21 protein-coding genes are annotated in these 19810 nt (G+C 72.8%); 9 read left to right on the forward strand and 12 right to left on the reverse strand.

Translation table 11 applies throughout. The features are described 5' to 3' along the window. The first annotated feature begins 20 nt into the window (after positions 1 to 20). The 5 genes from ACIPSJ_RS28640 to ACIPSJ_RS28660 all read left to right on the forward strand — a co-directional run bounded on the left by ACIPSJ_RS28640 (position 21) and on the right by ACIPSJ_RS28660 (position 5714). Positions 21 to 893, forward strand: coding sequence for a metallophosphoesterase family protein (locus ACIPSJ_RS28640; RefSeq protein ID WP_401350383.1), 873 nt, complete (start codon positions 21 to 23; stop codon positions 891 to 893). Between the two features lie 162 nt (positions 894 to 1055). Continuing rightward, on the forward strand, positions 1056 to 2531 hold the full coding sequence (locus ACIPSJ_RS28645; protein ID WP_401350386.1) for an MFS transporter: 1476 nt from the start codon (positions 1056 to 1058) through the stop codon (positions 2529 to 2531). 247 nt (positions 2532 to 2778) lie between these two features. After that, a complete protein-coding gene (locus tag ACIPSJ_RS28650) occupies positions 2779 to 4332 on the forward strand; it encodes a carboxylesterase family protein (protein WP_359207457.1) in 1554 nt (517 codons plus the stop codon). Positions 4333 to 4384: 52 nt separating this feature from the next. Further along, positions 4385 to 5029, forward strand: a complete 645-nt coding sequence (locus ACIPSJ_RS28655) for a TetR/AcrR family transcriptional regulator (protein WP_359207959.1) — start codon at positions 4385 to 4387, stop codon at positions 5027 to 5029. A gap of 76 nt (positions 5030 to 5105) precedes the next feature. Further along, positions 5106 to 5714: a TIGR03086 family metal-binding protein gene (locus tag ACIPSJ_RS28660; protein ID WP_401350389.1), complete on the forward strand. Its 609-nt coding sequence runs from the start codon at positions 5106 to 5108 to the stop codon at positions 5712 to 5714. Positions 5715 to 5721: 7 nt separating this feature from the next. Here the strand turns inward: ACIPSJ_RS28660 and ACIPSJ_RS28665 are convergent, their stop codons facing one another. The 5 genes from ACIPSJ_RS28665 to ACIPSJ_RS28685 all read right to left on the reverse strand — a co-directional run bounded on the left by ACIPSJ_RS28665 (position 5722) and on the right by ACIPSJ_RS28685 (position 8928). Then, positions 5722 to 6624 carry a GNAT family N-acetyltransferase gene (locus ACIPSJ_RS28665; RefSeq protein WP_401350391.1) on the reverse strand — a complete coding sequence of 301 codons (903 nt, stop codon included), beginning with the start codon at positions 6622 to 6624 and terminating at the stop codon, positions 5722 to 5724. A gap of 49 nt (positions 6625 to 6673) precedes the next feature. After that, positions 6674 to 7249, reverse strand: a complete 576-nt coding sequence (locus tag ACIPSJ_RS28670; RefSeq protein WP_355709046.1) for a hypothetical protein — start codon at positions 7247 to 7249, stop codon at positions 6674 to 6676. 43 nt (positions 7250 to 7292) lie between these two features. Continuing rightward, a complete protein-coding gene (locus ACIPSJ_RS28675; RefSeq protein WP_401350394.1) occupies positions 7293 to 7460 on the reverse strand; it encodes a hypothetical protein in 168 nt (55 codons plus the stop codon). A gap of 450 nt (positions 7461 to 7910) precedes the next feature. Beyond that, positions 7911 to 8105 carry a DUF397 domain-containing protein gene (locus ACIPSJ_RS28680; RefSeq protein ID WP_401350396.1) on the reverse strand — a complete coding sequence of 65 codons (195 nt, stop codon included), beginning with the start codon at positions 8103 to 8105 and terminating at the stop codon, positions 7911 to 7913. After that, on the reverse strand, positions 8089 to 8928 hold the full coding sequence (locus ACIPSJ_RS28685) for a Scr1 family TA system antitoxin-like transcriptional regulator (RefSeq protein ID WP_401350397.1): 840 nt from the start codon (positions 8926 to 8928) through the stop codon (positions 8089 to 8091). The genes ACIPSJ_RS28680 and ACIPSJ_RS28685 overlap by 17 nt, the downstream gene beginning before the upstream one ends. Positions 8929 to 9047: 119 nt before the next feature. Between ACIPSJ_RS28685 and ACIPSJ_RS28690 the strand changes: the two genes are divergently transcribed. Then, entirely contained in the window at positions 9048 to 9440 is a 393-nt protein-coding gene (locus ACIPSJ_RS28690; protein ID WP_401350956.1) for a hypothetical protein, read from the forward strand. Positions 9441 to 9454: 14 nt separating this feature from the next. Here the strand turns inward: ACIPSJ_RS28690 and ACIPSJ_RS28695 are convergent, their stop codons facing one another. From ACIPSJ_RS28695 to ACIPSJ_RS28715, 5 genes are all read right to left on the reverse strand, one after another. Next, positions 9455 to 12436, reverse strand: a complete 2982-nt coding sequence (locus tag ACIPSJ_RS28695) for a trypsin-like peptidase domain-containing protein (RefSeq protein WP_401350399.1) — start codon at positions 12434 to 12436, stop codon at positions 9455 to 9457. A gap of 1 nt (position 12437) precedes the next feature. Next, complete coding sequence (locus ACIPSJ_RS28700; RefSeq protein WP_359207436.1) at positions 12438 to 12755, reverse strand: trypco2 family protein; 318 nt, start codon at positions 12753 to 12755, stop codon at positions 12438 to 12440. Between the two features lie 117 nt (positions 12756 to 12872). Further along, the gene (locus ACIPSJ_RS28705) at positions 12873 to 14351 is read right to left on the reverse strand and encodes a PTS transporter subunit EIIC (protein ID WP_401350402.1); all 1479 of its coding nucleotides are present in this window, start codon (positions 14349 to 14351) and stop codon (positions 12873 to 12875) included. A 16-nt stretch (positions 14352 to 14367) separates the two neighbouring features. Continuing rightward, positions 14368 to 15297, reverse strand: coding sequence for an N-acetylmuramic acid 6-phosphate etherase (gene murQ / locus ACIPSJ_RS28710; RefSeq protein WP_401350404.1), 930 nt, complete (start codon positions 15295 to 15297; stop codon positions 14368 to 14370). Between the two features lie 138 nt (positions 15298 to 15435). Continuing rightward, entirely contained in the window at positions 15436 to 16365 is a 930-nt protein-coding gene (locus ACIPSJ_RS28715; RefSeq protein WP_401350407.1) for a MurR/RpiR family transcriptional regulator, read from the reverse strand. A gap of 55 nt (positions 16366 to 16420) precedes the next feature. Here ACIPSJ_RS28715 and ACIPSJ_RS28720 point away from each other — a divergent pair, with 55 nt between their 5' ends. Both ACIPSJ_RS28720 and ACIPSJ_RS28725 read left to right on the forward strand, forming a co-directional pair. After that, complete coding sequence (locus tag ACIPSJ_RS28720; protein WP_359207426.1) at positions 16421 to 16804, forward strand: hypothetical protein; 384 nt, start codon at positions 16421 to 16423, stop codon at positions 16802 to 16804. Next, complete coding sequence (locus ACIPSJ_RS28725) at positions 16801 to 17070, forward strand: DUF4031 domain-containing protein (RefSeq protein ID WP_401350409.1); 270 nt, start codon at positions 16801 to 16803, stop codon at positions 17068 to 17070. The genes ACIPSJ_RS28720 and ACIPSJ_RS28725 overlap by 4 nt, the downstream gene beginning before the upstream one ends. Before the next feature lie 33 nt (positions 17071 to 17103). On the opposite strand, the gene ACIPSJ_RS28730 is transcribed toward ACIPSJ_RS28725, so the two are convergent. After that, positions 17104 to 18174, reverse strand: coding sequence for a GNAT family N-acetyltransferase (locus ACIPSJ_RS28730; protein ID WP_401350412.1), 1071 nt, complete (start codon positions 18172 to 18174; stop codon positions 17104 to 17106). A gap of 10 nt (positions 18175 to 18184) precedes the next feature. Beyond that, entirely contained in the window at positions 18185 to 18850 is a 666-nt protein-coding gene (locus ACIPSJ_RS28735) for a hypothetical protein (RefSeq protein ID WP_359207416.1), read from the reverse strand. Positions 18851 to 19068: 218 nt separating this feature from the next. On the opposite strand from ACIPSJ_RS28735, the gene ACIPSJ_RS28740 reads away from it, so the two are divergent. Further along, complete coding sequence (locus ACIPSJ_RS28740) at positions 19069 to 19779, forward strand: copper homeostasis protein CutC (RefSeq protein WP_401350415.1); 711 nt, start codon at positions 19069 to 19071, stop codon at positions 19777 to 19779. The last annotated feature ends 31 nt before the right edge of the window (positions 19780 to 19810 follow it).

A 19810-nucleotide genomic window follows, 5' to 3' on the forward strand; every position in this document is an offset into this window, starting at 1 on the left:
CGGCGTCTAGTCTCCGGGAGATGAGGATCCTGCATCTCTCCGACACCCACCTGGACCGCACCGACGCCCCCAACAGGCGCGGCGTCAACGCCACCGCGTCCCTGCGCCTGATGCTCGACGAACTCCGGCATCTGCGGGGCCTCGACGCGGTCGTCGTCACCGGTGACCTCGCGGACGACGGCGCGGTGGAGGCGTACACGACCCTGCGCACCCTGATCGGCGCGTACGCGCGGGCCAGGAACATCCCCGTCCTCTGCACCACCGGCAACCACGACGAGCGCGAGGCGTTCGCGAAGGTGCTGGGCAGCGGGCACCTGGCGGCCGACGGCACCGACCGTGCGGAGTCGTCCTTCGACGCGCCGGAGCGGGCCGCCGTCAGCACCGTCGCCGGCCGGCGCCTCGTCACCCTGGACTCGCTCGTGCCGGGGAAGGTCTACGGCCGCCTGGGCCGGGCCCAGCTGGAGTGGCTGCGCGAGGTGCTGCGCGCCCCGGCCGAGCGGGGCACGGTCCTCGCCCTGCACCATCCGCCCGTCGCGCTCGACCTCTCGGCGACCCAGCGGGCCTTCGGGCTCCGTGACCCCGGCGACCTCGCGGCGGTGATCCGGGGGAGTGACGTACGGGTGATCCTCACCGGCCACTACCACCTCCAGCTCTTCGGCCTGCTGGAGTCGGTGCCGGTGTGGGTGACGCCGGGGGTCGTCAACCGGATCGACCTGACCGTGGCGGCCGGGGGCGAGCGGGCGGTGCGCGGGGCGTCGGCCTCGCTGGTGGAGCTGGACGGCCCGGCGAGCCCGATGTTCCACACCTTCCACGCGCGGGATCCGCGGGCGCACGAGACGGTCTACGAGATCGACGAGGAGCGGGCGCGGGCGTTCGTCGCCGAGCACGGCTGAGGGGTCGTAGCCGCTCGTCCGCTCCCGAGCAGCCGTGTTGTCGCAGGTCAGCGCAGTTATTCTGGAATTAACTTGCTTAACTCAATCAATCGACTTAAGGTTGCTTAAGTCAAGCAGTCAAAGACTCCGCTCATCGAGCCCGTCCGATGGAGGCCAGCCCCCATGTCCGACGCCCTCACCCGACCCGCCGCGGCGGGAACATCCGCCCCGCCGCGGCCGAACGCCGTGGTGGCGGTGCTGGCCCTGGCCGGGATCGTCGTCTCGCTGATGCAGACCCTGGTCATCCCGATCGTCCCGGAGCTGCCCACCCTGCTGCACGCCTCGGCCTCGGACACCGCCTGGGCCGTCACCGCCACCCTGCTGGCCGCCGCGGTGGCCACCCCGGTCGTCGGCCGCCTCGGCGACATGATCGGCAAGCGGCGCATGCTCCTGACCAGCATCGTCCTGCTGGTCGCCGGCTCGGTCGTCTGCGCCCTCGCCGACTCCCTGGTCCCGATGATCATCGGCCGCACGCTCCAGGGCCTCGCGGCCGCCGTCGTCCCGCTCGGCATCAGCATCATGCGGGACGCGCTGCCCGCCGACCGGCTGGCCGGCTCCACCGCCCTGATGAGCGCCTCGCTCGGGGTCGGCGGCGCCCTCGGACTGCCCTCCGCGGCCTTCATCGCCGACAAGTGGGACTGGCACATCCTGTTCTGGACCTCGGCCGCCCTGGGCGCCGTCGCCTTCGCGCTGGTCCTCCTCATCGTGCCCGAGTCCAAGGTCCGCACCGGCGGCCGCTTCGACATCGCCGGAGCGCTCGGTCTGTCCGCCGGTCTGGTCACGCTGCTGCTCGCCGTCTCCAAGGGCGCCACCTGGGGCTGGACCTCCGGCACCACCCTCGGCCTGGGCACCGCCGCCGTCGTGATCCTGCTCGCCTGGGGCTTCTGGGAGCTGCGCTCCCGGCAGCCGCTGGTCGACCTCCGTACGACCGCCAAGCCGCAGGTCCTCTTCACCAACCTCGCCTCGATCGCCCTCGGCTTCTCGATGTTCGCGATGTCCCTGGTGCTGCCGCAGCTGCTCCAGCTGCCCGAGCAGACCGGCTACGGCCTCGGCAAGTCCATGCTCACCGTCGGCCTGGTGCTCGCCCCGCAGGGCCTGGTGATGATGGCCATGTCCGCCGCCTCCGCCAAGCTCACCCAGGCCAAGGGTCCCAAGGTCACCCTGATGATCGGCGCCCTGATCGTCGGCGCCGGCTATGCCCTGAACATCGTCCTGATGTCCGAGGTCTGGCACCTCATCCTGGTCTCCTGCATCATCGGCGCCGGCGTCGGCTTCACCTACGGCGCCCTGCCCGCCCTGATCATGGGCGCGGTCGACCCGTCGGAGACGGCCGCGGCCAACAGCCTCAACACCCTGATGCGCTCCCTCGGCACCAGCTTCGCCAGCGCCATCGCCGGCGTCATCCTGTCCCAGATGACCACGGACTTCGGCGGCCACGCGCTGGCCTCGGAGAACGGCTTCAAGGTCGTCATGGCCATCGGCGCCGGAGCCGCGCTGCTCGCCTTCCTCGTCGCCACGTTCATCCCGCGCCAGAAGACGGCCGCGGCGGCCGCGACGGACGCCGACCGCGAGGTCGAGACGGTCGGCGCGGAGGCGTAACCGGGCAGTTGGCGAACCGCCGGGCGGCTTTCACCCCATCGGGTGAGGGCCGCCCGGCACTTCCGTCCACCCCCACCCGTTCCACGAGTAACCGGCCCCGACTTTTCGGAACGCCCCCGCTGAAGCGCCCCGAAAGGGGCGCTGGGGGTACCCCCGGCCGAAGGCTGGGGGAGGAACTGCGCGACCAGCCACGGACAACCCGCACCTGAACCACCACGCGAACCCCCCGACGCGAAAGCGAGCGACGATGACGACGAACAACGCCCCGCAGTCGGCCACCCCCTCCGACGGCCCCGTCGTAAGGACGGCCACCGGCACCGTGCGCGGCCTGCGGGAGAACGGCCTCGCGGTCTTCCGGGGCATACCGTTCGCCGAGCCCCCGGTGGGCGAGCTGCGGTTCGCCGCCCCACGCCCGGCACGCTCATGGGACGGCACGCGGGACGCGTACGCCTTCGGACCGCCGCCCCCGCAGGAGCCGGGCATGACGGCCACGGGCGCGAACCCGGACCTCCCCGAGGGCGACGACTGGCTGACGGTCAACGTGTGGACACCCGACCCGGACCCGGCGGCCCGCCGCCCGGTGATGGTGTGGATCTACGGCGGCGCGTACAAGCTGGGCCACTCCGGCAGCCCCGGCTACGACGCCCAGCGCATCGCACGCGACGGCGACGTGGTCGTGGTCACCCTCAACTACCGCGTCGGCATGGAGGGCTTCGCCCAGATCGAGGGGGCGCCCGCCAACCGCGGCCTGCTGGACCAGGTCGCCGCGCTGGAGTGGGTGCGGGAGAACGTCACGGCGTTCGGCGGCGACCCCGACCAGGTCACGGTGTTCGGCGAGTCCGCGGGCGGCGGCTCGGTCGCCTCCCTGCTGGCGATGGAGAGGGCGCGGGGCCTGTTCCGGCGGGCCATCGCCCAGAGCGTCCCGGGCACGTTCTTCTCCCTGGACCTGGCCGAGGACATCGGCAGGGCCCTCGCGGCCGAGGCCGGCCTGCGCCCCACGGCGGCCGACCTGGCGACGGTCGACCCGCGCCGGCTGCCGGACGCCGGGCAGGCGCTCAGCGCCAAGATGCTCCAGCACCTGGACCGCTGGGGCCGGATCGCGCCCACGGTCACCCCGTTCTCCCCGGTGGTCGACGGGGACGTCCTGCCCACCGCCCCCTGGCAGGCGCTGGCCTCCGGCTCCGCCCGGGACGTGGAGCTCCTCGTGGGCCACAACCGCGACGAGTACCGCCTCTTCCTGGTCATGGGCGCGATGTACGGCAAGATCACGGAGGAGCAGGCGACCGGCGCGCTGCGCCTGTTCGCACCGGGCGGCGAGGCGGGGGAGCGGGCCTACCGCGCGGCCTTCCCCGAGGCGTCGCCGACCGAGCTGTACGAACGGGTACAGACCGACTGGCTGTTCGCCATGCCGTCCCTGCGCCTGGCGGAGGCGCAGACCGCGGGCGGCGGCCGGGCCCACCTCTACGAACTGACCTGGGGCGCCCCCGGCAACGGCGGCATCCTGGGCGCCTGCCACGGCCTGGACATCCCGCTGCTCTTCGGCACGTTCGAGGCGGACCTCGCCAACCTCCTCTGGGCGGGCGCCGGTGTCACCCCCGAGGCCGAGGCCCTGTCCAGCCGCTTCCGTACCGCGTGGACCTCCTTCGCGGCCACCGGCGACCCGGGCTGGCCGGCGTACGACCCCGAGGCCCGCGCCACCCAGGTCCTGGACACGCACCCGGCCGTGACCGCGTACCCGGAGGAGAAGGCACGGCAGCTCTGGGAGGGGTACGAGTTCACGCCGTCGCCGCTGCTCGGCTGACCGGCCGGGTCCGGAGGGCGTTGGTACTGTTCGCCGCGTGACGGACAAGGACATATCAACGCCCCGGCCGGACGGGCGCGTCGAACGGGGGAACAGAACACGGCGGGCGGTACTGGACCGGACCGTCGGGATCGCGTCCGTGGAAGGGCTGGAGGCGCTGTCCGTCGGACGGCTGGCGACGGAGCTGGGGCTCAGCAAGAGCGGGGTGTTCGCGCTCTTCGGGTCCAAGGAGGAGCTGCAGCTCGCCACCGTGCGGGAGGCGGGACGCATCTTCACCGAGCGGGTGATCCGCCCGGTGACGGCGGACCCCGCGGGCATCGCGCGGGTGTGGCGGCTGTGCGAGGGATGGCTCGAATACTCGCGGGGACGGGTCTTTCCCGGCGGCTGCTTCTTCTACGAGGTCATCGCCGAGTTCGACGCCCGCTCGGGACCGGTGCACGACGCCGTGGTCCGGGCCCAGCGTGACTGGTCGGCGTACATGGAGCGGACCCTCGCCGAGGCGCGGGACGCGGGGGAGCTGCGCGCCGACGTCGATGTGCCCCAGCTCGCCTTCGAACTCGTGGCGTTGATGGAGACGGCCAACGGGGTCGCGGTGCTGCACGGTGAGGAGACCGCGTACCGGCGGGCCCGTATCGGGATCGCGGCCCGCCTGCGGACGGCGGCGGTCGATCCGCTCCGGGTGCCTCAAGTCCACTGAGGGCAGCGCGCATTGAGCCGAGCCGGATCACCTCAAACAACTAGCACGACCGTTCGCACAGTCTTAGGCTCGGTTCATGACTGTCACAGGAGCGGACATCGTCGGGCTGGACCGGATCGCGGTGCGCGAGGCGGTGCGGGTGGTGGATCTGGCGGGCGGCGCGGACTGGGAGCGGGACACGCCGTGCGTGGGGTGGACCCTGCGCCGGCTCGTGGCGCACATGGCGGCCCAGCACCGTGGCTTCGCGGCCGCGGCGCGGGGCGCGGGGGAGGACGCCACGCGCTGGCGGGAACCGGGGGACATGGGCGAGCCGGCGCGGGTGCACCGGGAGGCCGCGGCGGAGGTGCTCGACGCGTTCGCCGAACCGGGCGCGGACGGGCGGAAGTTCGCGCTGCCGGAGCTGGGCGGGAGCTTTCCCGGCGGGATGGCGATCGGCTTCCACTTCATCGACTACGTGGTGCACGCCTGGGATGTCGCCGCCACCCTCGGCGTGCCGGTGGAACTGCCGGGCGACACCCTCGACGCGGCGCTCGCCGTCGCCCGCCTGGTCCCGGCCGATCCGGCGCGGCGGGGGCCGGGCTTCGCCTTCGCACCCGTGCGGGAGGTGCCCGCGGGGGCCGGTCCGCTGGAGGAGGCACTGCGACTGCTGGGGAGGGACCCGGAGCGCTGGCCGACGGGCGGGTGAGGACCGGTCACTCCGTCGTTGCCGCCCGGCTGATCCGCTTCTCGAACCAGTGGTGGGCGTAGGGCTCGTCGTTGAAGGCGGGGACCTCCTGGAAGCCGAAGGAGTGGTAGAGGGTGATCGCGCCGCTGAGGGTCTTGTTGGTGTCCAGGCGCAGGGTGTCGTAGCCGTGCCGGGCGGCCTGCGCCTCCAGCTCGGTCAGGAAGCGGCGGGCGAGGCCGAGGCGGCGGGCCCGGGGGGCCACCCACATGCGCTTGATCTCGGCGGGGGCCCCGGCCGGCAGCTTCACACCGGCGCAGCCGATGGGTTCGCCGTGCAGCCGGGCGACCAGGAACAGGCCGCGCGGGGGGCGGAGCTCGCCCGCGTCCGGCAGCAGGCTGCGCGCGGGATCGAAGCCGGTGTCGAAGCGTTCCTGCAGCTCGGCGAAGTAGGCGAGGAGGCAGTGCCGGGCGTCGGGGTGGTCGGGGTCGACGACGTCCAGGGCGACCGTCCCGGCGGTCAGCAGCCGGTCGACCTCGGCCATGGCCGCGACCAGCCGGGCGCGCTGGCCGGCGTTGAGGGGTTCGAGGAGGGAGGCGGCCAGCTCGTCGCTGCTCTCGTCGAGCAGCTCGCGCTCCGCCTGCCCCTTCTCCGTGAGCCGCACGGTGCGGACCCGGCGGTCCCGGGGCTGCGGCTCCACGGTCACCAGGCCCGCGCTCTCCAGGGAGCGCAGCAGCCGGCTGACGTACCCGGAATCGAGTCCGAGCCGCTCGCGCAGCTGCCGTACGTCCTGGCCCTGCCCGCCGATCTCCCAGAGCAGGCGGGCCTCGCCGATCGGCCGGTCGCGGCCCAGATAGCGGTCGTGGAGCACGCCCACGCGCTCGGTGACGGTGCGGTTGAACCGCCGCACCCGCTCGATATCTGTAGCGTCCATTCTCTGACTCTAGTCAGAGAATGCTGCTCGGGTAAGGAGAGGCCGGCCGCTAGAGGTTGCCGAGGGGCTCGATGTCCACCTGCACGGGGGTGCCCCAGACCCGGAGTACCTCGTAGTCGGTGAACTCGTGCACCAGCCGGTAGGCCATCGCCGGCCGGGATCCGCGCCGCTGGGCCGCGATGTACAGCTCGGCCTCGCGCCGGTCGCGGCGGGGGGTGCCGCACAGCTCCCACTCCCGCCCGTTCCACGCCTCCGGCAGCCACCGCTGCTGGGGCTGCGGCCGGTCGGCCCGCACCCCGTACCGGGACATGGCGGGCCCGGCGGCCTCCTCCCGCACCGGCCGCGGCCCGCTCCCGAACTCCGACCGCCGTGCCGCCCGCCGCCGCGTCTCGCAGAGCAGGCACAGGTCAGGGGCGCTCTCGTCCACGGGGCCCTGCGGGTGCTCGGCGCACCGGGTGGTGGGCGCGGCCGCGCTGACGCTCTCCTCCAGCAGGTCCAGGGCGCGCCGCAGGTCGTCCTTCACCTCGTGCAGCTTGGCGTCGGGTGTCGTCGCCGACAGGGCCTCCCCGTGCTCACCGAGCAGACGAAGGGCACGGCCCAGGGCGGTCAGCTGGGAGTGGTTCATGCCGACCAGGGTCGCACGCGGCGCTGACAACGCGGCGGCGAGCTCAGTCGGCGTAGTCCTTGAGCTCTTCGGTGTCCAGGGTGAAGGCGAGGGGGTCGGGGAGTTCGACCGGAGTTCCCCAGGGGTGGGAGGCGGTCTGCTGATAGCGGCCGTCCTTGGGCTCGCTGTGGACGACGACGGTGTCGTTGTCGCGGTCGATGAGCAGGTACACGGGGATGTCGACGGCCGCGTAGCCGACGGGCTTGTCGATGCGGTCCCGTCGGTCGGTGTCGCGGTCGTGAGAGCGGCGGCCAGTTCCTCGAACTCCTCGACGTCGAGCGGGCCGTGTCGCACGCACAGGCGGCCGCCGAGGAACTCCAGCCGGTTCCGCAGCTCCTTCGGAGCCCTGCGGACGAGTTCCTCGAAGTCCTCGACGGACATCTGCGGGCGTTCTCCGGTCTCAGGGGTCATGGCGTCGCCTCCTCCCCTCCATCGCCTTGGGGTGGCGTCGTCGGAACGCAGGAGCCGTCATACGGGTGCCCTCTCTCGTCGTTCGTTCATCGCGCCACGGATCTCCGCGACGCGGGACCGGACCTCGGGAGCTGACAGGGGCGGGTTGAGGCCCTCTGGCCATTCCTTGAAAAGAGGGCTCGGAGCCGGGGGGGGGCTTGAGCCTCGGGCGTCAGTCCTTGATGTCCCGCACGAAGGCCGCCCAGGCCTCCGGCCGGAACGTGAGCTTCGGGCCGTGGGGGGCCGTCTTGGAGTCGCGGACGGGGATGAGGGTGGGGTGGCCGACGGAGACTTCGAGGCAATTGTCGCCACCCTGGCTGTAGCTCGACTTGTGCCAACTCGGTGCGTGGTCAGGGATGTATGTCATGGGCGTAATCCTGCGCCAATGCGTCGACCAGGGCCAGGGACTTCTGCTGCGAGAGTGCCGAGGCGGCGAGGAGATCGAACAGGAACCTCAGTTGGGTGACGGAGGCGGGGTCGTCCTCCAGCCGCCCATTGCGCACCGCTTCGAGGTAGGCCAGTGGAGGGGCGTCCTCGAACTCCATCAGCTTGAGAGCTCCGGCCATGCCCGCGTGCGCACCCGCGCTGAGCGGCAGCACCTGCATGATGACCCGGTTCTGTCGGGACAGGTCGGCGATGTGGCGCAGTGCTTCCGCCATCACCGCCCGGCCGCCGGTCTCCCGGCGCAGCGCCGCCTCGTCGAGCACGGCCCACAACAACGGCTTTGTCGGGTGGTCAAGCAATCGGGTTCGCTCCATCCGGCCTTCTGTCCACTCCTGGATGACCTCTTCGGGCGCGGTCGGGGCGTAGGCGCGGTTCACGATCCCGGCATACGCGGGTGTCTGGAGCAAGCCAGGGATCAGGAGCGGTGCGTATTCCCTGATGGCCGTGGCTTGAGTTTCGGCCTCCGCTACATCTGCGAAGTGATCCGCGTACTTCGACTTGGCCGCCGCCCTGCAGTTCCGCGTGAAGAAGCCGTCGGTCTTCAGGACTTCGTCCAGCAGGCGGGCGAGATCCGGCAGCATCCGCCGAGTCCCCGCCTCCAGTTGGCCGACGTAGGAACCGCTCACGAACAGCCGCTGGCCCAACTCCGCCTGACTCAACCCCTTCCGCTCCCGCGCGTGCCGTAACTCCGCCCCCAGCAACGCGCGCGGAGACGACGACGGGTCCAGATCCTTCGGCCCTGCCATGTGCACGCCCCTGTCCAACAGACGAGGTTGTTGGGATGCCGTATCTGGCCAGGTTAGAGGCGGGGCGGACACGCTGTGTGGTGAACCGGGAACTCAGTGTGGAGGTAAAGGGAATGGTGCTGCGGACCACCGAGGAAGTCGTGGAGACATTGCGGGCGGCCCTGCGGGACGTCGGTGTCGTGCTGCCGTCGCTCTGCGTCGACCCGGTGACCGGCGCGAGCGACGAGCCCTTCGCCCTGGTGGAGCTGGGGCGGTGCAATGTGCGGGTGGCGGAGCGGCTGGCCTCGGTGGTCAGGGGGGAGCGGCCGCCGCTCGGGACGCATGTGACGGATGTGCGGGACGGCCGGGTCGGTGAGGTGCGGGGGCATGTCGGCGGCCAGGTGCAGGTGCGGCCACTGGCCGGCGGCCGGGAGTGGGACTGTCCGGTGGGGTCGCTGGAACTCACGCCGCCGGAGGAGGTGCTGCGGGCCCAGGTACGGAGGGCCAACAGGGCGGGGCGGCCGCCGTGTTGAGGGTGGTGGTTCTGTCAGCCCCGGTCCGAGAGGCGTGACCCGGCGAGTGACAGGGCGGCCCGCCAGCGGTGGCGGCGCCCGAGGGCGGTGTCGTCGCGCAGCTCGCGAAGGAGCGTCCGAGCCAGCCGGTGTTCGTCCAGCAGGAACAGCAGCCGTGCGGCCCGCAGCCGGTAGTACGCCGTCAGCGTGGGGTCGCGGGCGAGCATCGCGAAGAGTTCGGCATCGTTCTCGTAGCGGCACAGACGGGCCGCCGCCTGTACGCGTGAGTGGTCGCCGAGGCCGGGGTCATGGGCGAAGGAGCGCAGCAGGTGCACCCCCTCCGCCGGTTCGATGCGCGCCATCCCCTCCGCCGCCCTCACCCGGTCGGGGGAACGCACGCTCTCGTCATGGGCAAGGGCGCGCAGCCGTCGGACGGCAGTCTCGTGATCGGCCTGGGACAGGACGAGTGCCGCTTCCGCCCGGTGCTGGTTGTCCGCCTTCATGTAGAAGGCGTGATCCTGCGGCGGCTCCGCGTCGGCTGCCGGATCCAGCTCGGCCACGGTCCACATGGCCTGTCTGCGGTGGTGGCGGTCCAGGGTCTTGTCCTCGGCGAGGGCACGGAAGACGTCGAGGGCCTCTGCCGGGGCGAGTTCGGCGAAGGCCTGGGCCGCCTCCATGCGGTCGGAGCCTTTGAGGGTGCGGTCATGGACGAGTTCCCGGAAGGCCGCCATGCCGTCCGCCTCGTCGAACGCGGTCAGCAGCCTGGCCGTGTACGTGCGGGCGGACGGTTTGAGCGACCGGTCACGGGCGGCCTCGCGGATCTGCCGCACGACGCTGTCGGCGACGCTCACGGGCAGAGAGGTGCCCAAGAGCCCCTGCAGGATCAGGAACCGGTAGCCGTCGATGCCCGCACGCCGGGAGGCCATCCGGCCGAACAGCTCGTTCTTGAGGGGATGGTCTCCGGGCGTGATGTCGAGGAGGAAACCGTTGAACGGGTCGTCCCTGGGCGCCTCCCAGTACGTGCTGAACCAGAGCCGGGGCCTGACACCCGGGGGCCGTGACCTGCCCGGGAGGTAACGGGCGGTACGGATGAGGGTCTTCCGGAAGACGGCCTGGAGTCTCTCCTCGTCGTCGACCACGTGGCGGGCGGCGAAGTACTCCACGAAGGTCTGGTGAATGAAGACGAGGTCGTCCGAGCGCCGGGCCAGGAGGCCGGTGCCGCACAGGACCGACTCCAGGAAGTCCCGCCAGTGCTTCTCCGGCACCGCCTCCGGCCGTTCGGCGCACCCGTGCTCCTGCGCGAGGTCGAGGACGGGCCGGGGTCCGTGCTCCGGGAGGAGCAGGTGGTAGGCCACGTGGGCGAGCATTCCCTGGAGGCCTTGGAAGGCGCCTTCCGCTCTGGCCTCGGCGTCGGAGCCGTACCGTCGCAGGGCGGCCCGGGCCTGTTCGACGCCACCGGCGGCGTACTGGCGCTCGTGCAGCAGTGCGACGAAGCTCCGGTAGATCGGTTCGCGCGCGTGCGGGAGCGGTGCGTCGGGGGCCTTGGCCTGGAGATGGCAGAGCATAGACATGATCAGCGGAACCCGGACCAGGTCGGCCAGCCTGCCCACCGTGAGTCCGCTGAGGAACCGCCGTGCGCTGCGCTCGGGTTCGGGGACGTCGAGGGCGCGGAGCCAGCCGGTCGCGAGGCGCTCCAGATCGTCGGGGCGGAACGGCTCCAGCCGGTAGCGCGGGACCTGCGGGTCGGGGATGCCGGAATCGGCCTCGGGGACGGGGCGGGTGGCGACGACGAACGTGTAGTCGTCTCCGGCGTTCGCCACGGTCCTGAGGACGTCCTTCCGCCCGTCGGGACTGGTGATCTCGTCGAGGCCGTCGACCAGCACCAGCCAGGTGCGCCCTGGGGCGGGACGGCGTTCGAAGAACGTTTCGGGGAGGGGTGTCGTGAGACCGTACTGACGGAGCTGGGCGTTGACGGTGTCGACGAGTGCCCTGCCCAGGGGGGCGCCCTGCAGGGCGGCGGCGGGTACCAGGACCGGCGCCGGGCCGGTCTCGTCGGAGGCGTCGAGCCACTGTGCGATGCCATCGGTGAGACGGGTGCGCAACAGGCTTGATTTGCCGCCGCCCGGTCCTCCGATCACCAGACAGGTCGCGTCGCCGGTCAGGGCCTCGTCGGCCGGCTGCGGCGGGGATCCGGCCGACGGGCCCTCCGTGTCGAGCCCGAGATCACGGGCGGTGTCCCCGTCGGGCGGTGGCTGCCGTACGACCTGCCGGTGCACGTAGATCTGGGCGAGAGGCGGCATGGTGCCGGGGACGACGCCGGGATACGGATGCTCCGTCGCGGCGAGGCGAGCGGCACGCAGGTAGCGTTCCAGGTCCGTGCCCACCTGGCTCAGCCGCGCCCGTCCGCCTCCGTGCCGCTCCAGCAGCCCGGCGAATCCGGGGTCTGCCACGAACGACCGGGCCGGACAGGCGTGAAGCCGCCGGTTCTCGAACGCCTCGTCGTCGTGGATGACCACCCCGACGAGACGCTCACGGCAGAAGACCGCGCTGCCGGAGGCCCCGGCCCACGCCTTCGGACCGCCCGGCGCGGGCCCCTGGTCGAGGACGTACCGGTCCTGGTCGCCGGCGCCCCCGCCCAGCACCGGCAGCTCTCCGCGCAGGTGCTCGACGCTGTGCTGCCCGTCTCTCGTGGTCGCCGACGGGAAGCCGAGGGCCTCGTACGGGAGCGGGGCCTGGCCGGCCGGGAGGCCCCACCGGACCTCCCCCGGTACCTCGACGGGGTCGTCGAGCAGGAGCAACGCCACATCGCGGCCGTCCGGGTGGGTCCAGCAGACCTGGGCCGCACAGCGGTGTGTGGCGTCCTGCGGGTGCCCCACGCGTACGTCGACGCGCGGGCACGCGTCGACGACATGCCGAGCCGTGAGCACGAGGCGCGATGCGATCAGGTATCCGCTGCCGACGCGGCGGAACCCGGTGTCCTCGCCGCCCCGGACCAGGGCGAGTCTGCGCGGGTCCACCTCAGCCCTCGTCGTCCCAGGAGCCGGGGCGCGCCTCCGTGATCTCGGGGCTGCCGCCACCGGCCGCCCGGTCCTTGATCTGAAGCTTCAGCGTCAGCCTGTGCGACCGGGACGACGAGTGACCGGCGCCGCCACCGACCGTGGCCACCCCGAACTGCAGCTTCCCGTCGCCCTTCACGTCGTTGCGCAGTTCCAGCAGCAACTCCAGCTCGGCTTCCCGGATCTCGAACGCGAACTGCTGCCGGGCGCCCTGGTCCTGTGCCTCGTACAACTCCTGACGCAGTTCCTCGATGGCTGCGGCCAGCCCGATCGTCGCCATGGCAACTCCCCGTGAATGCGCGCTTGTCGAGAGCAGTGTGCCAAGTCCCCACCGTGGCTGAGAACACCCTGGTCCTCGACCCGCGCGACCGGACGCCGGGAAACGTGGACCGTGTCGTCACGTACTGCTGGATCGGCGAGGCGACGGGTCGTTCGGTACGCCGCCGTCGAAGCTGAGGTACGTGGCCAGGAAGCCGACGGCGTAGCCGGTCAGCAGGCCGCCCGCGTAGACCGCCGCCGCGAGGGCCGGGCCCCTGTTCCCCGTGAGGAGCGGGAACAGGGCCCAGCCGGAGGGACCGATCGCCGTCGCGCCCACCCGGTCGCCGAGCACCGCGAAGAACCCGACGAAGGCCCCGCCCGCCGCCCCGCCCGCGCAGGCGGTGAGGAAGGGGCGGCCGAGCGGGAGCGAGACGCCGTAGATGAGCGGCTCGCCGACGCCCAGCAGGCCGGCGGGGAGCGCCGATTTGATCGTCGTACGGATCGACGTGTCGTGGCGGAGGCGGGCGTAGACGGCGAGGGCGGCGCCGACCTGGCCCGCGCCCGCCATGGCGAGGAGGGGGAGCAGCACGGTGTAGCCCTGCTGCTGGATGAGGGTGGTGTGGATGGGGATCAGGGCCTGGTGCAGGCCCAGCATGACCAGGGGGAGGAAGAGGCCGCCGAGGACCAGGCCGGCGAGCGGGCCGGTGGTGGCGAGCAGCCAGTTCGCGGCGGTGCCGATGGCGGAGGAGACGACCCCGGCGGCATACATGAGGCCGTAGAGGGTGGCCAGTCCGGCGACCAGGACGGTGACGGTGGGGGTGAGCAGGACGTCGAGGGCGTCCGGGACCCGGCCGCGGCACCACCGTTCGACGCCGACGGCGAGCAGCGCCGCCGCCAGCGCGCCCAGCACCCCGCCCTGGCCGGGGGAGAGGGCGACCCCGAAGGCCGTCACCTTCGCCACGCCCGGATAGACGACGATCGCCGCGACCGCACCGCCCAGCACCGGTGTCCCGCCGAACACCTTCGCCGTGTTGTAGCCGACGAAGACGCTGATCAGCGCCATGAAGCCGGAAGCGATGGCGGCGAGGGCCGGGGTCAGCCAGGTCAGCCAGCCGGCGTTCACCAGGAGCCCGTTGAACCCGGCCAGCACCCCGCAGCCGATCAGGGCCGGGATGAGCGGCACGAAGACGTCGGCGATCCGGCGGAGCGCGGTCTTGAGGGGGGTCGCGTTGCGCCGGGCCCGTACCGCTTTCAGCTCGGCACCCCGGGCGGCGAGCCCCGCGCTGTCGGCAGCCCGGAGGCCGCCCGGGGCGGGGCCGCCCGGCCGGTCGTCGGCCGGTGCGCGGTGGGCTGTTCCGGTGGCGGTGTCGAGGAGGGTTTCGAACTCGGCGGTTACGGCTACCACCGCACCCGGCCCGATCACCACCTGGAGGGTGTCCCTGTCGGCCACCACCCCCAGTACCCCGGGGACCGCCCGCACCGCCTCCGTGTCGACCCGCTCCCGGTCGGCGACGCCCAGCCGCAGCCGGGTCATGCAGTGGGCGACGGAGGTGACGTTCGCGGGCCCGCCGACGAGCGGCAGCAGCGCGGTGGCGGTGTCGTACGGCGATCTCTGCACTCCCCGAGCGTGCGGGTCAGCCGCCCGCCGTGGTGAGCGCCGCGCGCAGCCGGCCGTCGGACTCCTCCAGAAGGCGGGCGGCCAAGGGTCCGTCGACACCGGCGAGGATCACCAGGATGGCGTTCTTCACCTCGCCGCCGGTGGCGCCGAGGGCCTCCTCGATCTCCTCGTCCGAGGCGCCCGTGGCGAGGGCGACGATCCGCCGGGAACGGGCCCGCAGCTTGTCGTTCGAGGCCCGGACGTCGACCATCAGGTTCCCGTACGTCTTGCCGAGCCGGATCATCGTGATCGTCGACAGCATGTTCAGGACGAGCTTCTGGGCGGTACCGGCCTTGAGCCGGGTGGACCCGGTGAGCAGCTCGGGGCCGACGACCACCTCGATACCGTGCTCGGCGGCGGCCGCGAGCGCGCTGCCCTCGTTGCAGGACAGGCCGACCGTCAGGGCACCGAGGGCCCGGGCGTGCGCCACGGCGCCGACGGCGTAGGGGGTCCGGCCGGACGCCGAGATGCCGACCACCGAGTCGGCCGGTCCGACGCCGAGCGCGTCGAGGTCCCTCCGGGCCAGTTCCGCGGAGTCCTCGGCCCCTTCCACCGACGTGACCATCGCCCCCGGCCCACCCGCGATCACCCCGACGACCTGACCCGGCCCCGTGTTGAACGTCGGCGGACACTCGGAGGCGTCCAGCACCCCGAGCCGCCCCGCGGTGCCCGCCCCGGCGTACACCAGCCGGCCGCCCTGGGCCATCCGGGCGGCGATGCCGTCGATGGCGGCGGAGATCTCGGGAAGGCGGAGCGCGACCGCGGCGGCCACTCCGGCGTCCTCGCCGTTCATGAGGCGGGCGATGTCGAGGGTGGCGAGCGTGTCGATCTCGGCGAGTTCGGGCCGGAATGCTTCGGTGGTGAGCGTTTCGAGCTCGGTGCGGAGCGAGTGTCGTTCGGTAGTCATTCGGAAACGGCTCTTTCTGACTCGGTCAAGGGAACTCACCTAGGGGCGCGGGGCTGCATTGAATGTGCGGCTACCGCCGCGTGCGCGCGATCAGCCACGACGCACCCGCACACGCCCCACGACGCACCCCCCTACGGTCTATCGGGGCGAACTCCGGTGCCGATGAGCCAACGCCTCGTAGGACGCCGCCAACGCAGGAGCCGCCGCCTCGTACGTCCGCTGCGCCACCCCCACGAACAGGCAGTCCACCACCAGCAACTGACTGGTCCGCGAGGACATCGCGGCGGGCCGCAGCTCGCTCTCCCGCGACGTGGACGTCGTCAGCACATGATCCGCGTACTGCGTCACCGACGAATTCGGCCGCCCGGTGATCGCGACGGTCGTCGCCCCCCGCTCGAAGGCCACCCGCAACGGCTCTATGACATCCCCGGTCGACCCGGAGTGCGTGATGGCTATCGCCACGTCCCCGGCCCGCAACTGCACCGCGTTCGTCACCGCGAGATGCGGATCGCTGTGCGCGTGCGCGATCAGCCCTATCCGCAGCAGCTTCTGCGTGAGGTCCTGGGCGACCAGCCCGGACGCCCCGATGCCGTACACGTCCGTCCGCCGCGCCCCGGCGAGCGCCTCCACCGCGGCCCCCAGCTGCGCCGTGTCGAGGCCGGCGGCGGTGTCCGCGAGGGTCTGCTGCTCGTCGTAGGCGAGTTTCGCGACGACGTCGGCGATCGGGTCGTCGACGGCGATGTCGGTGGTGATCGCGGGCGCCCGCCCCGACTGCTGCTGCGCGGCGAGCCCGGCGAGGGCGAGCCGCAGGTCGCGGTAGCCGGGGTAGCCGAGCAGCCGGGCGGTGCGGACGACGGTCGCCTCGCTGGTGCCGGTGAGCTCCGCGAGGCCGGTGACCGTGAGGGCGGCGCAGCCGGCCGGGTCGCCCGCGACGGCCTCGGCGACGCGCTGCACGGAGCGGGTCATGGAGGGGGCGAGGGTGCGCACCTTGGCCGCGAGGGCGGCGGGAGCCGGCGGAGCACCACCACTTCCGCGGGTGCTGAAAATTTCCTTCACGTCCTCGGTCACTCTTGAAAGATATTTTCGTTTCGGTCGGCCGGTCAAGACCGCGCACAATGGGAGCATGCACCCCGTAAGCCCCTTGGAACAGGCGTTGCACGCAGCCCGCGCCCTCGTGCTCGCCGATCTGGTCGCGGGCGAGGTCGCCGAGGCCGACGTGGTCTCACTGGTCGAGGACGCCGTCGTACAGCGGCGCTGGTGGGTCGAGCAGTGGCCGGAGGGCGCGGGGTACGTGGCGGGGCTGGTGGCCCAGGACGTGCAGGACGCGCTGCTGGAGCGGTACGGCCGCTGGCCGCTGTGCCCGGTGTGCGGCTCCGGCGACCCGCACGCGCTGGACGTCGAACCGGAGCTCGGCCCCGACCCGCACTGGGTGTGCCACAAGGCGGGCGTCAAGGTCGCCTCGGTCGGCGCCCTGAGCGGGGCCACCGGCGGGATGTCCTCCTCGTGACGGTGTACATCGACCCACCGAACTGGCCGGGCCACGGCCGGATGTGGTCCCACCTGGTCAGCGACGTGTCGTACGCCGAACTGCACGGCTTCGCCGAGGCGTTGGGAGTACCCGGGCGGGCCTTCGAGCGGGATCACTACGACATCCCGTCCCATCGTTACGGGGACGCGGTCGCGGCCGGGGCGGTGGAGGTCAGCAGCCGTGAGGTGGTGCGGCTGCTGCACGGTGCCGGGCTGCGCCGGCGCAAGAGCGACGCGCCCCGGTGACGACGGGGATCGTGGGTGCCCCGGTGACGGCGGCTAGCCCACCCGGAGTTCGAAGGCCAGCCCCGCCTCGTCCTCGCTCACCTTGGTGAAGCCGGCGCGGGTGACGACCGCCTGGGAGGGGGTGTTGGCGGTGTCGACGGTGGCGAAGAGGGAGTGGACGTCGTCGCGGGCCAGGGCCCAGTCGGCGAGGGTGCGCAGCGCCTCCGTCGCGTAGCCGTGGCCGCGGGCGGCCTCGGTCAGGTCGTAGCCGATCTCCACGCGGCCGTCCCCGTCCGGGGCGGAGTGGAAGCCGAGGCCGCCGATCGCCCGGCCGTCCTCCCGGCGGACCAGGGCGAAGACGCCGAACTCCGGGCGGTGCACGCCCCCTTCGTACGCCTTCAGCAGGAAGCCGGCGGCGTCCAGGGTGCCCTCGTAGGGGCCGCCGTCGATCCACTCGAAGCCGCCGTCGCCGCCGAGGCGCAGGTCGCGGGCGGCGGCGGGGCGGATGCCGACGAGGTCGAGGCGTTCGGCGGGCAGGACGAGGTTGTTGTACCAGCGCCAGTCGGTGACCGGGGCGCGGCCGGGCAGTTCGCCGCGGCCGGTGGCCCACAGCAGGGTCGGCCAGGCGGCGGGGCCCGGCTGGACGTGCGGGAACAGCCAGCCGAGGACGGACTCGGCGAGCTGCTCGGCGGGCCGGTAGGGGATGCCCAGTCCGGTGGCCATGTCGTGGGTGTGGAGCAGTACTTCGGCGACCCCCATCGCGGCGAAGCCCACCCGGTCGGCGCTGCGGAAGGGATACGGGTGGAAGGCGCGGACCTCGCGGGGGGTGGTGCGGACGGTCGCGGCGAGCAGGGCGCCGGTGGTCTCGATGACGTGCAGCAGGCCGGAGTTGTCGGTGCCGTCGTCGAGCCTGAGCTCGAAGGGGACGTACGCGTCCTGGGCGCGTCCGGCCAGATTCGCCGCGTACGCGACGAGGTCGTCGGCGACATGGACCGCCGTCTCGTGGCAGTTCCAGTCCAGCCGCCCGGCCCGCACCTCTGCCCAGTTCCGGTCCACCGCCGTCCGCAGGGCCGCCGTGCAGCCCGCGACGGCCTCTTCCACCTGGTCCCCGCCCATGTCAGCCATGGGCGGCACCCTAGGACGCCGGATCCTCCGCGGTCGACAGCATTTCCAGCTCCGCCGCGAGGTTGTAGCGGGCGGTCGGCTCCCACTCGGTCCGGCCGTGGGGCGTCCTGAACAGCCGGGGCAGGTCGAGCAGTTGGCGCAGGATCGCGGAACGGCCCGCGCGGAAGGCGTCGTTCGGGACGAAGTGGTACTCCTCGCGGACGGCGGCGGTGTAGGCGGCGTACGCGGAGGGCGGGGCGGCGAGGATCGCGAGGTCGGCGTCGCAGAGCACCTCGCCGTTGCGGTCGCCGGGGGCCGGGTCGTGGCTGACGGTGAGCCGCACGAGGCGCGCGACCTCGGCGGTGTCCGCCGCGGAGATCCCGGTGTCGGCGAGGGCGCGTTCGGCGAGGCGGGCCGAGCGCTCCTCGTTCGTCGACCGGTCCGGCAGGTACACCGCGTCGTGGAACCACGCGGCGAGCCGGACCAGGGCCGGGTCGTCCGCGTACTCCTCCAGTACGTCGATGTGGTCGAGGACCGCCGTGAGGTGGGCCACCGTGTGGTACCGGCGCTGGGGCTCCTGCCAGCGGCGGAGCAGCTCGTCGGCGTACCGGTGCGGGGAGACCGCGCAGGAGTCGTCCTCCCGGGACATCAGGAATGCGGTGAGCCAGCGGGAGCGCAGGGCGTCGAGGTCGGCCATGGGGTCATTGTCCCGCGCGCGGTGAGGCAGGGGCCGATCCTGGCGAAGGTGCGGGCGGGCGGCTGGAACCGTGCGGGTGGGGCCGGTCGCCGGGCCGGGGCGGTCTCGCGGGGGCCGGTGGTTCCCGCGTACCCTGGATTGGACTAGACCTCCTGAGGTCGGGTGGGCGTCGGCCTGCCGTGCCCGGGGTACACGGGGAACACCATGGAAGGGGCCCTATGAGCACGCGTGCAGTCCTGGAGGTGATCGCCCTCGACGCCGGGGACGCGGTCGCCGCCCAGGCCGGAGGCGCGGACCGCCTCGAACTGGTCACCGACATGGCGGCCGACGGGCTGACCCCGTCGCCCCGGACCTTCGCCGCGATCCGGGCCGCCGTCGACATCGACCTGCGCGTGATGCTGCGACTGGCCGACGGGTTCGCGGCGGGCGACGTCGACCGGCTGACGGGGGTGGCCGGGGAGCTGCGGGGCGTGGGTGCCGACCAGTTCGTGCTCGGGTTCCTCGATGCCGGGGGCGGGGTGGACCTGGACGCCGTGGAGCGCGTGGTGGCCGCGCTGGACGGCTGCCGCTGGACCTTCCACCGGGCGATCGACCGGGCCGCCGACCGGGACGCGCTGCGCAAGGAACTCGCCGACCTGCCCGGCCTGGACACCTACCTCACGGCCGGTGCCGCCGAGGGCGTGGACGAGGGACTGCCCACGCTGCTGGCCGAGGCCGGACGGCGCGGCGAGCCGGGATACGGCCAGACGCTCCTGGTCGGCGGAGGGCTCCGACTCAGCCATGTTCCCGAGCTCCTGTCGGCCGGCATCAACGCCTTCCACATCGGCGGCGCGGCCCGGCCGGCGGGCTGGGACGGGGCCGTGTCGGAGGACGCCGTGCGGTCCTGGCGCCGGTTGCTGGACGAGGCGGGGGTCGCGGTACCGCGTTGACCGGCGCGGGACGACCCCGGCCCTGTCGATG

Source organism: Streptomyces sp. NPDC090088 (assembly GCF_044747345.1).
Classification (GTDB): Bacteria; Actinomycetota; Actinomycetes; order Streptomycetales; family Streptomycetaceae; genus Streptomyces.

Coding starts and splice junctions, on each gene's coding strand:
- ACIPSJ_RS28645 (WP_401350386.1), top strand. CDS start 1,056: ATGTCCGACGCCCTCACCCGACCCGCCGCGGCGGGAACATCCGCCCCG.
- ACIPSJ_RS28680 (WP_401350396.1), bottom strand. CDS start 8,105: ATGACATACATCCCTGACCACGCACCGAGTTGGCACAAGTCGAGCTAC.
- ACIPSJ_RS28640 (WP_401350383.1), top strand. CDS start 21: ATGAGGATCCTGCATCTCTCCGACACCCACCTGGACCGCACCGACGCC.
- ACIPSJ_RS28650 (WP_359207457.1), top strand. CDS start 2,779: ATGACGACGAACAACGCCCCGCAGTCGGCCACCCCCTCCGACGGCCCC.
- ACIPSJ_RS28670 (WP_355709046.1), bottom strand. CDS start 7,249: ATGAACCACTCCCAGCTGACCGCCCTGGGCCGTGCCCTTCGTCTGCTC.
- ACIPSJ_RS28740 (WP_401350415.1), top strand. CDS start 19,069: ATGAGCACGCGTGCAGTCCTGGAGGTGATCGCCCTCGACGCCGGGGAC.
- ACIPSJ_RS28685 (WP_401350397.1), bottom strand. CDS start 8,928: ATGGCAGGGCCGAAGGATCTGGACCCGTCGTCGTCTCCGCGCGCGTTG.
- ACIPSJ_RS28720 (WP_359207426.1), top strand. CDS start 16,421: ATGCACCCCGTAAGCCCCTTGGAACAGGCGTTGCACGCAGCCCGCGCC.
- ACIPSJ_RS28735 (WP_359207416.1), bottom strand. CDS start 18,850: ATGGCCGACCTCGACGCCCTGCGCTCCCGCTGGCTCACCGCATTCCTG.
- ACIPSJ_RS28730 (WP_401350412.1), bottom strand. CDS start 18,174: ATGGCTGACATGGGCGGGGACCAGGTGGAAGAGGCCGTCGCGGGCTGC.
- ACIPSJ_RS28660 (WP_401350389.1), top strand. CDS start 5,106: ATGACTGTCACAGGAGCGGACATCGTCGGGCTGGACCGGATCGCGGTG.
- murQ (WP_401350404.1), bottom strand. CDS start 15,297: ATGACTACCGAACGACACTCGCTCCGCACCGAGCTCGAAACGCTCACC.
- ACIPSJ_RS28665 (WP_401350391.1), bottom strand. CDS start 6,624: ATGGACGCTACAGATATCGAGCGGGTGCGGCGGTTCAACCGCACCGTC.
- ACIPSJ_RS28700 (WP_359207436.1), bottom strand. CDS start 12,755: ATGGCGACGATCGGGCTGGCCGCAGCCATCGAGGAACTGCGTCAGGAG.